Raw genomic sequence first — 12,997 nt, 5'->3', positions numbered from 1 at the left:
AGGCTATTTTTTGGTGTAGCCGCGCTGTACCAGGCAGGAACCCTGCCACTCGCCAAAGCGCTCAGCTTTGGTCTGCACCAAGCCGGCTAGCTGCGCCGATTCGGAGATGAGACCAGGCTCGACGGTGCCCGGCTTGCCGGCACCCGGAGTCAACAACCAGACGGAACCGTTGTCCGCGAGGGGGCGGCTGGCATCCACCAAGCCGTCCACGAGGTCACCGTCTTCCTCGCGCCACCAGAGAAGGACTACATCGCACAGCTCATCATTTTCCTCTTCGAGGAAATCCTCACCAAGTACGGCTTCGATCGATTCAGAGATTGTGTTGTCACAATCCTCGTCCCAACCAAGCTCTAGAGCGATTTGCCCTTCCTTGATTCCGAGCTTGACTGCAGCGTCAGCCACTATGCATTTCCTTCCTTATCCGGTGAATTCTTACTCACGCCCGGCCCATGATTGGCACAGAGGGCGTGTGTTATTACATGTAGTTTAACGTCCCAGGCCGTCTTTTACTTGCTATAGCACCCCTTTCCCCCAATTTGCAGGCCCTTTTCTGCTCACACCGGCGCCTGTTTTGTGGGAGAACTAGCGCCGTTTAGGGGCCTACTACCCACGTTTGCACACCGGGTGAGGGAAGCAAACCGCAGGTGGTAGGGGGTGCATCGGCAAGCGCGGCGTTTTATCCGGGATAGACTCCCACTCGCGATCTGGGAACGCGTATCGTAGGAGATAAACTCTGCAGACCCTTTATTAGGAGGTTTACATGGCCGAGAAGGACCCCGCCAAGGGCGATTCCAACTTCCCGCTTATCCGCGATGGTGTTGCATCGTACCTTCACGACAGCGACCCAGAAGAAACTCGCGAGTGGATGGATTCCCTCGATGGTCTGCTGGACCATTCTGACCAAGAGCGCGCGCGTTACCTGATGCTGCGCCTACTGGAGCGCGCCACCGCCAAGCGCGTGGAGCTTCCCTCGTTGACGTCGACGGACTTCGTCAACACCATCCCCACCAACATGGAGCCGGAATTTCCTGGCGATGAAGAACTAGAAAAGCGCTACCGCCGCTGGATCCGCTGGAACGCTGCCATCATGGTGCACCGCGCGCAGCGCCCCGGCATCGGTGTCGGCGGCCACATCTCCACCTACGCGGGTGCCGCCCCGCTGTACGAGGTTGGCCTCAACCACTTCTTCAAGGGTAAGGACGATCCTTCAGGCGGCGATCAGGTCTTCTTCCAGGGCCACGCCTCCCCGGGCATGTACGCCCGCGCCTACATGGAAGGCCGCCTCTCTGAGGAAGACCTCGACGGCTTCCGCCAGGAAGTCTCCCTCGGTGAAGGCAAGGGTCTGCCCTCCTACCCGCACCCGCGCCTGATGCCATGGTTCTGGGAGTTCCCCACCGTGTCCATGGGCATTGGCCCGATGAACGCCATTTACCAGGCACGCTTTAATAAGTACCTGGAAACCCGCGGCATCAAGGACACCTCCAAGCAGCACGTCTGGGCCTTCTTGGGCGATGGCGAGATGGACGAGCCAGAGTCCCGCGGCCTGCTGCAAACCGCTGCGCTGTACGAGCTGGATAACCTCACCTTCGTGATTAACTGCAACCTGCAGCGCCTCGACGGCCCAGTGCGCGGTAATACCCAGATCATCCAGGAGCTGGAGTCCTTCTTCCGCGGTGCCGGCTGGGACGTCATCAAGGTCATTTGGGGCCGCGGCTGGGACAAGCTGCTGGACAAGGACACCGAAGGTGCCCTCGTCAACGTCATGAACACCACCTCTGACGGTGACTACCAAACCTTCAAGGCCAATGACGGCGCTTATGTGCGCGAGCACTTCTTCGGCCGCGATGAGCGCACCGCAAAGCTGGTAGAAGACCTCTCCGATGACGAAATCTGGGCACTGCGCCGCGGCGGCCACGACTACCGCAAGGTCTACGCAGCGTACGCCCGCGCCCTAGAGAACAAGGGCTCCGGCAAGCCGACCGTCATCTTGGCCCACACCATTAAGGGCTACGGCTTGGGCCACAACTTCGAGGGCCGCAACGCTACCCACCAGATGAAGAAGCTGACGCTGGAGGATCTCAAGAACTTCCGCGATAAGCAGGAAATCCCCTTCTCCGATGAAGAGCTGGAAAAGGATCCCTACCTGCCGCCGTACTACCACCCGGGCAAGGACTCCCCGGAAATCAAGTACATGCTGGAGCGCCGTAAAGAACTCGGCGGCTTCCTGCCTGAGCGTCGCACGGACTTCACCCCATTGGAAGCACCTTCCTTGGACAAGCTGCGCTCCGTGCGCAAGGGCTCTGGCAAGCAGGAAGTGGCTACCACCATGGCCTTGGTGCGCACCTTCAAGGAGGTCATGCGCAATAAGGAACTGGGCAAGCGCATCGTGCCCATCATCCCGGATGAGGCTCGTACCTTCGGCATGGACTCCTGGTTCCCCACCATGAAGATCTGGAACCCGCGCGGCCAGAACTACGTGCCGGTGGACCACGACCTGATGTTGTCCTACCGCGAGGCCACCGATGGCCAAATCATGCACGAGGGCATTTCTGAGGCCGGTGCGGCAGCATCCTTTACCGCCGCCGCTACCTCGTATGCCACCCAGGGCGAGGCCATGATCCCGCTGTACATCTTCTACTCGATGTTCGGCTTCCAGCGCACTGGCGATGCCTTCTGGGCCGCCGGCGACCAGATGGGCCGCGGCTTCATCATCGGCGCTACCGCAGGCCGCACCACCCTGACCGGTGAGGGCCTGCAGCACATGGATGGCCACTCCCCTGTCTTGGCAGCCACCAACCCTGCGGTCATTTCTTATGACCCGGCCTTCGGCTTCGAGGTTGCACACCTGGTAGCCCGCGGTATCGAGCGCATGTACGGCGAGGACAACGAGCCGGTCATGTACTACCTCACCGTGTACAACGAGCCGGTCCACCAGCCGGCCGAGCCGGAGAACTTGGATGTGGAAGGCCTACACAAGGGCATCTACCACTTCAATACCGCCGAGAAGGGTTCCACCCCGGCCAATATCCTGGCCTCGGGTGTTGGCGTGCACGAGGCTCTTCGCGCACAGGAGATGCTGGCTGAGGACTACGATGTCAAGGCATCGCTGTTCTCCGTGACCTCCTGGAACGAGCTGGCCCGCGATGGTGCTCGCCGCAATAAGGAAGCGCTGCGCAAGGGCGAGGAGCCTTCCGAGGCATTCGCTACCTCCCAGCTCAAGGACTTCGAGGGCCCATTCGTTGGTGTCTCGGACTTCACTACTGAGCTGCAGGAGCAGATCCGCCCCTACGTCCCAGGTACCTACATCACCTTGGGCGCAGACGGCTTCGGCTTCTCCGATACGCGCGAGGGTGCCCGCCGCTTCTTCAATAACGACGCGGAATCCATCGTCGTCGCAGTGCTCGATGGCCTTGCCCGCGATGGCAAGATTGAGCGCTCCGTTGTGGAAAAGGCAGCCTCCGAGCTGAAGTTGGATGACCCAACTGCACCTAATAGCGGCGAGTAATTTCGCCCCCGCCTTCACAACGGGCTTTTAATTCAGGCGCTTCCGGCTTTGTGCTGGGAGCGCCTTTATTATTTTTGCCCTATTCCCCCTACCCAGTACCGCGTGCGCCTATTTCTCCAATGCCACGCTCCAATCGCTACTACACTGGGCACTATGGCAAATGACCTCAGTGCCCAATTGCAGGCAAAATTTCAAGGTTCTGACTCAGATAAGGACCACGACCCGGATCGGGATACGCTGGGCGAGCTCATCGCCCTCATTATCAAAGTCACCGGAACCGAGGCCGAACTTGGCGGAGACACCGCGCTTTCCGATGTCGGCGTGGAATCCCTCGAGCTTATAGAGCTCACCGTGCGTGCAGAAGAGCTCTTTAAGGTGCGGCTTACTGAGAAAACAATGCTTAATTGCGAGACCATCGGCGATATCGCTGACTATTTGGAGGACCACCAATGATTTCTTACCTATCCGATATGGACGGCGTACTCATCAAAGAAGGGGAAATGATCCCCGGCGCCGATAGATTCATTCAGGCACTAAAAGATAATGACATTGAGTACATGGTGCTCACTAATAACTCCATGTCCACCCCGCGCGACTTGGCGGCGCGGCTGCGCAATACCGGCCTGGATATTCCGGCCGAACGCATTTGGACCTCCGCTACGGCGACGGCAAACTTCCTGGCTACCCAGGCCAGCTCCAGCAAGGCCTACGTTGTGGGAGAGTCCGGCCTCACCACCGCCCTGCACGAGGCCGGTTGGATCCTCACAAATGATGACGCAGACTTCGTGGTCCTCGGTGAAACCCGCACCTACTCCTTTGAGGCGATTACCACCGCCATCAACCTCATCCGCAATGGCGCCCGCTTCATCGCCACCAACCCTGATGTTACGGGTCCCGCTCCCGAGGGCGTGCTTCCTGCAACCGGCGCGGTGGCCGCATTGATCACCGCCGCTACCCACCGCGAGCCCTACTACGTGGGAAAGCCCAACCCGGTCATGATGCGTTCGGCGCTTAACCACATCGGCGCACACTCTGAAAACACCGTCATGATCGGTGACCGCATGGATACCGATGTCAAGGCGGGCCTCGAGGCCGGCATGCGCTCCATTTTGGTGCGCTCCGGCATTTCCGATGACCGCGAAATCTCCCGCTATCCTTACCGCCCGACCGCCGTGTTTAAGTCGGTTGCAGATATTCCCGATAAGATCATGGATCCCTTCGCCGAGGAGGTATCCTAAACGGTTCCCCGCCGCGCGACCTAGCTCGTGCGGCTCGGCTTACTTGGCCGCGCTCGAGCCGACTCGCTCGAGCGCCTTAGCTAAAACGCACGGTGGCGCTAAAACCATAGCGTTGCGCAAGGTAGCACACCGCGCTCTCGAGCGCGGCAAGCTCCGCCTCGGTTCCGGTGAGCACCTGGTGGCAGCCGATGCCAACACCAGAATCCACGCCCGGGCCCGTCGCCTCACCGCGCACGAGCGCCTCCATAGAGATCTCATCGCGGTACCACCGAGTGCACCACTGGGCGGTCAGCGGGTCATCGCCTGGGACGATGAACTCCGATTCGGTGCGAATGCACCGATCCATGGCACGCTCTACTTCTGGGCGCAGCGCACGCGGCATCCCAGAAATTTTCAGCACACCAGTGACCACGATGGCCGCACCATTGCGGCTGGGCCACGTGTAGTTGGAGGCCGGTTGATCAACCGGCACTGTATTGACGCAAGTATTCATAGCCGATATCTCCCTCGACAAATCACCACTGCGATGCACACGCGTGGCGTGCGGCGCAGTGCAAGACGAGCTTCGTCTTCCCCAACGAACTGTCTTTTGCGTCTGCACCCAATTTTCCTGCGCCACACCACCCTCTACAACCCTCAACTTTCACTTCAACCCCCAAGTTCTAAACCTCAACCCAAAGTCCAGACTGTGATTAAAGTGTCCGAAGAAATTGGAGTTACAACAGTGAAATTTGTGAGGTTTTCGCGCTTGAACTGTTTCCCTGAAGTAACTTCTTGACAAGAGTCAGACGCAGGGCAGCTACCAGTAGGAACAGTAACCTACAGTGCTCACACTCCACACCCGCAAAAGAAAACCGCGTCTCGCCCCCTAGAGGCAAAGAGCTCCGAAAAATCCTGCTCGAAAAGACCCCTGCGGGGGTAATCGGTCGCCATACTCCCCACACACCCCTCCCTCTAGGAGAAGATCAGCATCCGCGGACAGATGGTTTATATAAATTTAATTTAGGGTAAGGAATAGTTTGACACGATCCCAGAGCCATGCCTATACTGAAATAAATTCAAACAATCCGGTTTGAACCCATCCCCAAAAAGAAAGGTACAACCATGTCTGGTCTGTCTTCTTTGTCCAACCTCGGTTTCAACCTCCTGTCCCTCGTTGACGGCATCTTCTCCCAGTTCCTGATGTTCTTCGAGGGCCTCTCCGGTCAGACCCTGTTCTAAATAGAACAGCTTAAGCTCCCCACTCCATTGGAATGGGGAGCTTTTCTCGTTTTCCCGTTAAAGGGATTTTGCGATGGAGGCCTTATAGCGCCTGCCAGATCTTCGAATTGGTTTCATTCCACAGCGGTTTAGCCCAATCGCCAAACTCTCGGTCCGTCAATGCGACCATGGCGTAGTCGCCGGCCAGCCAGAGGTAGGTACCGGACATGCCGAAGTGCCCGGTGGCATCGGCAGGCAGGGCACCCATCCAGTGGTCTTTCTCGCCGCGGATCTCAAAGCCAAGGCCCCAGGTGCAATCCTTAAAGCTTCCGTAGCCTGGCACGATGCCGCGCAAGCCACCGAAATGAACGCGGCGCATATCGGCCACGGTGCTGGGGTGCAGGAGCTGCGGGTCCTGGACCTCGGCCGAAAATGCCGCGAGATCCTGCACGGTAGAAACCAGCCCGTGCCCTGCCGAGCCCTCTAAGCGCGTGGAGGACATGCCAAGCGGCTCGCACACGCCTTCGCGCAGGTACTCCGCAAACTCGATGCCGGTGGCCTTTTCAACAATCTCTGCGGCCCATTCATAACCGGCAGAGGAATAGATGCGCCGCTCGCCTACCGGCTTTTGTTGCTCGCGCGAATCGAATTTCACACCTGAAGCGTGCGCGAGCAAGTGCTCTAGCGTCGCGCCTTCGGGACCAGCAGGTTGCTCTAGTTCTACCGCGCCTTCTTCGACCGCCAACATAATGGCATACGCGGAGACGAGCTTGGTTACTGATGCCACCGGAAATTCCCGGGTAACATCTCCTATCTCATCGAGGACATCGCCGCATTTCAATAACGCGCCGGCGACATTGTCTACTGGCCACTGGCGTAAAAGTTCTAACTCGCTCATGCCCACTAGCCTACTGGGACCAAGCATGGGCATGGCTGCGGTGGGAGAAGAAGGAAGTAGTTTTAAAAAATTAGCGAGTGCTTGTTAACGATCTATGCGTGCACGATCGATATATAAAGTGAAAGGTCCTTTTCAAGGATATTTCGCCCCTTCCCTATCACTCGCGTTCTCTACTTCCCCCTTCTCTCTCCCTACAGCTGCCGCGGACTATTTACTGGTCCGCGGCAGTCTTGTAATCAATGTAGCCGCGCTCGCCGCCGACGTAGAACGTTGCCTGGTCAGGCTCATTGAGCTCCAGGTTCTCTTCCCACCGGCGCACCAAGTCCGGGTTAGCAATGAGCTGGCGGCCCACCACGATGGCATCCACATAGTCGAGGTCCAGCTCGCGCTGTGCATCTTCCTTAGTGGTCACGGTGCCAAAACCGTCATTCATCAAAACCTTGGTTTCGCCATTGGCGCGGGCCTTCTGTGCCAAGGCCGAGATGAGCTCGCCTTCCGGCTCTGCGTGCAAGAAGGAGACATAAGCCAGGTTCAGCGGGGCGATGGCGTCCAGCAGGCCGCCGTAGGTGGCCAAGATGTCTGTCTCATCGTCTTCGACAATGCCCTGTACGACGTGGGCCGGAGAAAAACGAACACCTACGCGGTCTGCACCGATTTCATCCACGACGGCACGGATCACCATCTCTGGCAGGCGCCACCGGTTTTCGGGGCTGCCGCCAAATTCATCGTCGCGCTGGTTAGCAGACGGTGCCATGAATTCGTGCAGCAGATAGCCATTCGCATTGTGGATCTCTACACCATCAACGCCCGCGTCGACGGCTCGGCGTGCGGCGGCGCGGAATTCCTCAACGATTCGTGGAAGCTCATCGGCTTCTAGTGCACGCGGTACCGGTGCATCCATCTTGCCGGCAAAGCCGCGAACCTGGCCGTCCCAATCCAGCGCGCTCGGGGCCTCTGCCTGGGCGCCATCAATGAGATCTGGGTGGCTGGTGCGGCCGCCATGCATGATTTGCATGAACAAGACGCCGCCCTTGTCGTGCACTTCGTTGGCTACCTCGCTCCAACCAGCTGCCTGCTCATCATCAACGATGCCCGCCTGCCCCGGGAACGCGCGGTTGGTCCAAGCGGGGAAGGTTCCCTCCGTCACCACGAGCCCGGCGCTAGCTCGCTGGGAATAGTACTTCTTGTGTAGCTCGCTGGGCACACCGCTGTGACCTGCACGCTGACGCGTTAGCGGCGCCATGGTCACGCGGTTATTCAACGTATAACGGCCAAGTTCCAAAGGTGTAAATAATGATGTCATGTCTACTGAAACAGCTCGCGGTTGAAATTTGTTCCACCTTTTATTCTGTTGTTGCCCCACCTGCGATAGAAATAATAAAGAAACTAGAGGTCACCGCACCCGTTAAAGGTCAATGAAAAAGACACCGCCTCGGACTATGAGGCGGCGTCTATGAGCTCCTAGTGGGGATGCTTAGTGGGGTTCTGAAGGAATCGCGGTCTGCTGGCTATTCGCCGCCCCGCTATTTCCGTCTGCACCGGAGTCTCCATCTCCATTCCCCTGGCCATCGCCAGCATCGCCGTTTGAGTCAGCGGGCCCATCCTGACTGCTACCGTGCCCGTCCCCGGAATTAGGCGTGGAGTTGGGCGCCTGGCTGGGATAGCTAGGAACGGTCGGCGTATTGGTGGTCGTGGGCGTTGAGTCAGCGTCCGTCGGTTCCGTTGGAGCGCCGGTAGTAAGGGGGTCTTCCGAAGGCACATTCTCCCCAGATTCCGTTGGAGCCTCAGAAGAGGATTGCGTATCGCGATCCTTCCAATAGTCCGGCGACAGCCAGCCGGCTTCCCCTTCCTCTGGGTTGCTTGCCGCGAGGATGAGCAGGCCAACGACAAGCAGGGCCGCCACGAGGCCTGTGGTGGAGGCGCGCACGCGCCCGCCGATGGTGGAAACCTTTTGGAATTGGGTACTGGTCGGGATGGTGCGCCAGATCTTCCGGCGCGATTTCTCATCGTCTTCCGCAGCCTCTTCGCTGGCTTCATCCGTGACCGCTTGTTCATCGAGCTTAGTCTCAGCAAGCTCGACTTCCTCTGGGACCAGTTCCTCTTCCACCGTGGGGTCATCCACTGGCGTATTGGGACGAGAACCTTCCCCGGCGTCCAAGGCGTCTTTGGCTGACTGCGCCGCGGCATGCTTTGGGTCCGCAGGTTTCTTCTTTTTCTGTTCCTGCAGTTCATCAAAGTCGATGGCGGAACCGTAGTGATCCCAGAATTCCGAGAGCAGCGACGAGCGGATGGCGCGCTCCACGGACCACTGGCGGGCGGGATTCACCGTCACCATGATGCGGTAGCCCACCTGCCACGGCTGGCCGGCTACCTGCGGGCTGACCAATTGCGTAGCGGGAAGGACTGTGAGCTCGCCGGCGACGTCGACGGAGATCTCAGGGGCTTCAATAGCGTGCCCCGAAATCTCTTTGACGCGACTCGTAATCTCCGGCAGGCTTTCGCCTTCATGCACTGGGACGTTGATATTGACCACCGCGCGGGACCATTCCTTAGAATAGTTGGTCACCACGCCGGCGGAGCTATTGGGGATGGTCACCAACTCGCCGCTTGGGGTGCGCACCTTCGTGGTGCGCAGGGTCAGCGTCACCACATCGCCTTCTACCCCTGGGATGCCGGCAAAGGAGACGTAGTCTCCCACGCCGAACTGCTTTTCCGTAAGGATGAAAAATCCGGAGAGGAAATCCGAAATCACGGACTGGGCGCCAAAACCTACCGCGGCAGACACTATCGTCGCAGGCACCGCAGCGCCCAGCGCCGGAACGCCGAGATTAGTCAGCGCGGCCGCGACCAATAGGAAGTACGCAACCGCCTGGACGATGTAGACCAATGCGCCGGTCAGCGCCAGCCGCGCCTTCGTGGATTCTTCTTGCTCATCCAAATTATGTTCAATAATCCGGATGGCTAGGCGCCCCATGCGGGGCAGGAGAATGCCGATTATCACGAATGCGATGAGCGGCAAGCCGTGGTCAACGATGAGGCCCCACAGCTCAAAAAAGAAGTACCTCAAGTTCATGGTTCTAGGATATGGCACCTAGCTGAAAAATTGATGCCAGTTTTCTGCCAGAAATCCAGACCCGGAATTTAGGGGGCATCGGCAAGCAGCTGCTTAGAAACCTAGTCGCGCGATTGGTAGCGGTCCATCAGGCGATCAATCAGCTCATCAGTAAGCTTGTCATCTTCCAAAATCGTATCGAGCAGCCGCTGGGATTCCTCGCTTGAGGTCTGCTCCTCTTCCTCATAGGAATCGCCGCTGAAGTCCACGCCAAAGTCCATGTCCTCGGACTCCGCTGGCGCCGAGCTGAACTGATCGACGTCCGATTCAAAGGACTGCAAAAACTCGCTGGCCTCTTCCGCCGCATCCTGGCGGCGCTTGCCGGAACGCACTTCCTTTTCGATGCGCCGCTGCAGCGCCTCTTCCATCTGCCGGTGGCGCCAAGAGCGCACGCGGTGCGGCTCCAGCTTGCGCCCGACCGCGCGGCTCTTATTCTCAGCCTTTTTCGCCAGCGCCTTAACCTGCGCAGCCGTATCATTAATCGGCGCCCACTCCTGTTTCGCGGGCACGCGCCAACCGGCCCAAATGCCCAGCAGCGCCAAGAAAATAGACACCAATGGCCCCACGATCATGCCGACGGCCAACATATCGAAGTGGTTTCCCACCAGCACGATCACCGCACAAGCGATGGCCGGAATTACCGTCGGCTGATTATCGCCAAAGACCGCGGGCTCGCGCCCCATAGCAATATCACGAATCATGGAACCGCCAGTAGCGGTAAACACACCCATCATGATGCACGGAATCGGCGGAAGCCCATAGGTAATGGCCTTCACGGCGCCGGTGCCGGCCCATAGGCCGGAAACCACGGCATCGCCATGCGCCTGGATATAATCCCAGGTCTTGCCCTTAAAGTAGACAAAGCGCGCAATCAACGCGCCAGTAAACGCCAGGTACAGGTACTCCGGCTCGCTCATCGCCGCTACCGTGCCGCGATTAATAAGTACATCGCGCACCATGCCCCCGCCCAGGGAAGAAAACATCGCGATGAAGAAAAACCCGATGATGTCGTATCCGCGCTTGCGCGCAATGGTGCCGCCGATAATTCCCATCAGCAATACACCGCTGACATCGGACCAGCGATAGAGGGACTCAATGAGCGGATCTACTTCTGTCATGCCGTTTATTAGACTGCACTGCTCACCCGCGCGCAATTCGCCTGCCCACATGCGCTGCGGTGCTACACTTTTCCTGTTCTAATGCCCCTTCTATCTCTTCCTACATTCCGCATGAAAAAGATTCTCTCTCTTGCCGGAATTCCTGCTGGTTGGGGGCTCGTCCACCCCCACTGACGACGAGCCCAATTTCACCGATACCAGCCCGCACAGCACCAATTCAGACAGCGGTGCGCTTGCCGATGCCGACTTCGATACCGATTCCGCGCCTTCCGCAACTGCCAAGCTTTCCAAGCCGCAGAAAGCGGAGAAAGACGATGATTCCGCACTCGCTGCGCAGGTAGGCGGCATGTGCGGCATTCGCGATTACGCACAAATCATCGCCGACGACGCCACCGATTGCGCCTTTGCCCTAGACATTTATAAGCACGCAATGGATGCCACATACAGGCTCGAAACCCCCGATCCGACGGTTACTGCAGCCTGGCAGAGCGACATTGCTGTAAAGAACCCGAGCTCTGGTGAGAGCTACGATCTCCACTGCATCATGGCCACGAATCAAAAATCCGTCCATTGCAGGTCCCAAGAAGACGAGAATATCGGCACCCGCATCGAGCTGACCGCCAGGCCGATTTTCTCCGAGCGCGTGCGCACCGAATACTAAAAAGGAGGCGCCAGCATTGCTTGCCGACGCCTCCTTCTACCGTGGGGCCACCGGGGCTCGAACCCGGGACCGACGGATTATGAGTCCGGAGCTCTAACCGACTGAGCTATAGCCCCACACGGATGCCATGTCGTATATTACGACACTCCGCTCCCAAAAGATTAGTCAATAGCTCGCGAAAGACCAATTCTCGGCCCCTCATAGAATAACCCCAGTTGAGTGCGCGACGCCCAACAGTGGATGTCCGTGCTGCGACTGGAACCCACGTTAGAGCCTCAGCGAAGTTGAATTCTGCCCCTCATAGCCGAAGTGCTGCTCGTCGTTGTTGGATGTCCTTTCGATGTTTTGATTATTGGGTAGCAGGAAATTTGAGGCATTAAATCAAGAAAAACTTATCCCCGCTCACGCGGGGAGCACGATGTCGGCGTTCCCATATATGTCATCCAAGACGGCTCATCCCCGCTCACGCGGGGAGCGCGCATTCATCACCAGTGTCTACGCCAACAATTTTAGGCTGCATTTTTCCGCCACTTCCGCACGAGATGGACGGTCTCAACTGTGAGCGTAACCGCAGTGAGGGCCATGACTACCCAGAATATTGGGGTGTCCCCTAGAGTAAGCGCAATAAGCACGGCGATCACTATTAGTGCGCTTGAAATTTTAGACATGATGTCCATCATAAGTCCTTTCGAGGGTTGGTAGGCTCGTCCTTGCTCATGCGAGGAGCAGCTTTCTCTGTGCCTGCGCCAATGATTTTAAGCTGCATGATTTTTTCTTTCTAACCATTGCTCGCGGGTGTCCAGAGCTAAGCAAACGGTCATGGCTACTAGCGCAGTGGTAGTAGCCAATGCTGGCGCTTTAGTGATGATGAATGATGCGCTGATAAGCGCGACGACGATTGTCATATTTTGATTCCTTTCTGTACTTTGAGGGCGGCCTCCCCCCTCAAGCGGAGAGTACTGCTGTCAGTGGGCAAGATTGCGGGCGGTAAGGAGCTCATCCCCGCTCACGCCGGGAGCACGTGCGTAGCGTGGCCTGCGCCCAGTCATCATGGGGCTCATCCCCGCTCACGCGGGGAGCACTCTGTCTTGAGCTTGTAGTCGACCACGCGGGCGGGCTCATCTCCGCTCACGCGGGGAGCACTTCGTGAAAAACTCGTACTCATGCGAACCGTTCGGCTCATCCCCGCTCACGCGGGGAGCACGACGGTGCTGAAGCTACGTGAATCTGTCACCGGGGCTCATCCCCGCTCACGCGGGGAGCAC

The 12,997-nt window shown here is 58.2% G+C and carries 11 protein-coding genes, 1 tRNA gene and 1 CRISPR repeat array; of the genes, 4 read left to right on the top strand and 8 right to left on the bottom strand.

Features of this window, described 5'->3' with window-relative positions; translation table 11 throughout:
- Positions 1 to 3: 3 nt before the first annotated feature.
- Positions 4 to 402 (bottom strand): DUF3052 domain-containing protein, encoded by a 399-nt coding sequence (locus HMPREF1261_RS07020; RefSeq protein WP_005278208.1) that lies wholly within the window; start codon positions 400 to 402, stop codon positions 4 to 6.
- A gap of 358 nt (positions 403 to 760) precedes the next feature.
- Between HMPREF1261_RS07020 and aceE the strand changes: the two genes are divergently transcribed.
- The 3 genes from aceE (at position 761) to HMPREF1261_RS07005 (ending at position 4,743) form a co-directional block, all read left to right on the top strand.
- The gene (gene aceE, locus HMPREF1261_RS07015; protein WP_023017180.1) at positions 761 to 3,505 is read left to right on the top strand and encodes a pyruvate dehydrogenase (acetyl-transferring), homodimeric type; all 2,745 of its coding nucleotides are present in this window, start codon (positions 761 to 763) and stop codon (positions 3,503 to 3,505) included.
- 153 nt (positions 3,506 to 3,658) lie between these two features.
- Complete coding sequence (locus tag HMPREF1261_RS07010; protein ID WP_023030444.1) at positions 3,659 to 3,958, top strand: acyl carrier protein; 300 nt, start codon at positions 3,659 to 3,661, stop codon at positions 3,956 to 3,958.
- Complete coding sequence (locus HMPREF1261_RS07005; protein ID WP_023030443.1) at positions 3,955 to 4,743, top strand: HAD-IIA family hydrolase; 789 nt, start codon at positions 3,955 to 3,957, stop codon at positions 4,741 to 4,743. Before HMPREF1261_RS07010 ends, HMPREF1261_RS07005 begins: the two co-directional genes overlap by 4 nt.
- A gap of 76 nt (positions 4,744 to 4,819) precedes the next feature.
- Here HMPREF1261_RS07005 and HMPREF1261_RS07000 read toward each other — a convergent pair whose 3' ends face one another.
- The 5 genes from HMPREF1261_RS07000 to HMPREF1261_RS06980 all read right to left on the bottom strand — a co-directional run bounded on the left by HMPREF1261_RS07000 (position 4,820) and on the right by HMPREF1261_RS06980 (position 11,071).
- Complete coding sequence (locus HMPREF1261_RS07000; RefSeq protein WP_023030442.1) at positions 4,820 to 5,236, bottom strand: hypothetical protein; 417 nt, start codon at positions 5,234 to 5,236, stop codon at positions 4,820 to 4,822.
- An 810-nt stretch (positions 5,237 to 6,046) separates the two neighbouring features.
- Positions 6,047 to 6,841, bottom strand: coding sequence for a serine hydrolase (locus tag HMPREF1261_RS06995; protein WP_034658156.1), 795 nt, complete (start codon positions 6,839 to 6,841; stop codon positions 6,047 to 6,049).
- 211 nt (positions 6,842 to 7,052) lie between these two features.
- Positions 7,053 to 8,144 (bottom strand): alkene reductase, encoded by a 1,092-nt coding sequence (locus tag HMPREF1261_RS06990; RefSeq protein WP_023030440.1) that lies wholly within the window; start codon positions 8,142 to 8,144, stop codon positions 7,053 to 7,055.
- 171 nt (positions 8,145 to 8,315) lie between these two features.
- Positions 8,316 to 9,914: a mechanosensitive ion channel family protein gene (locus HMPREF1261_RS06985; protein ID WP_023030439.1), complete on the bottom strand. Its 1,599-nt coding sequence runs from the start codon at positions 9,912 to 9,914 to the stop codon at positions 8,316 to 8,318.
- 101 nt (positions 9,915 to 10,015) lie between these two features.
- Positions 10,016 to 11,071: a trimeric intracellular cation channel family protein gene (locus HMPREF1261_RS06980; protein ID WP_034658255.1), complete on the bottom strand. Its 1,056-nt coding sequence runs from the start codon at positions 11,069 to 11,071 to the stop codon at positions 10,016 to 10,018.
- 130 nt (positions 11,072 to 11,201) lie between these two features.
- Between HMPREF1261_RS06980 and HMPREF1261_RS06975 the strand changes: the two genes are divergently transcribed.
- Positions 11,202 to 11,732 (top strand): hypothetical protein, encoded by a 531-nt coding sequence (locus HMPREF1261_RS06975; RefSeq protein ID WP_023030438.1) that lies wholly within the window; start codon positions 11,202 to 11,204, stop codon positions 11,730 to 11,732.
- A gap of 42 nt (positions 11,733 to 11,774) precedes the next feature.
- Here HMPREF1261_RS06975 and HMPREF1261_RS06970 read toward each other — a convergent pair.
- A tRNA-Ile gene (locus tag HMPREF1261_RS06970) sits at positions 11,775 to 11,848 on the bottom strand.
- 639 nt (positions 11,849 to 12,487) lie between these two features.
- A complete protein-coding gene (locus tag HMPREF1261_RS12750; protein WP_023030436.1) occupies positions 12,488 to 12,637 on the bottom strand; it encodes a hypothetical protein in 150 nt (49 codons plus the stop codon).
- An 87-nt stretch (positions 12,638 to 12,724) separates the two neighbouring features.
- Positions 12,725 to 12,997: direct repeats of the CRISPR family, unit length 29 nt; unit sequence GGGCTCATCCCCGCTCACGCGGGGAGCAC.

It is taken from the genome of Corynebacterium sp. KPL1818, from assembly GCF_000478135.1.
Taxonomy (GTDB): Bacteria; Actinomycetota; Actinomycetes; order Mycobacteriales; family Mycobacteriaceae; genus Corynebacterium; species Corynebacterium accolens.
This window is presented reverse-complemented; position numbering and strand designations above follow the sequence as displayed.

Excerpts from the sequence above, each read along its gene's own strand:
- aceE (WP_023017180.1), top strand. The coding sequence starts at position 761 with ATGGCCGAGAAGGACCCCGCCAAGGGCGATTCCAACTTCCCGCTTATC.
- HMPREF1261_RS07010 (WP_023030444.1), top strand. The coding sequence starts at position 3,659 with ATGGCAAATGACCTCAGTGCCCAATTGCAGGCAAAATTTCAAGGTTCT.
- HMPREF1261_RS07005 (WP_023030443.1), top strand. The coding sequence starts at position 3,955 with ATGATTTCTTACCTATCCGATATGGACGGCGTACTCATCAAAGAAGGG.
- HMPREF1261_RS07000 (WP_023030442.1), bottom strand. The coding sequence starts at position 5,236 with ATGAATACTTGCGTCAATACAGTGCCGGTTGATCAACCGGCCTCCAAC.
- HMPREF1261_RS06995 (WP_034658156.1), bottom strand. The coding sequence starts at position 6,841 with ATGAGCGAGTTAGAACTTTTACGCCAGTGGCCAGTAGACAATGTCGCC.
- HMPREF1261_RS06990 (WP_023030440.1), bottom strand. The coding sequence starts at position 8,144 with ATGACATCATTATTTACACCTTTGGAACTTGGCCGTTATACGTTGAAT.
- HMPREF1261_RS06985 (WP_023030439.1), bottom strand. The coding sequence starts at position 9,914 with ATGAACTTGAGGTACTTCTTTTTTGAGCTGTGGGGCCTCATCGTTGAC.
- HMPREF1261_RS06980 (WP_034658255.1), bottom strand. The coding sequence starts at position 11,071 with ATGACAGAAGTAGATCCGCTCATTGAGTCCCTCTATCGCTGGTCCGAT.
- HMPREF1261_RS12750 (WP_023030436.1), bottom strand. The coding sequence starts at position 12,637 with ATGACAATCGTCGTCGCGCTTATCAGCGCATCATTCATCATCACTAAA.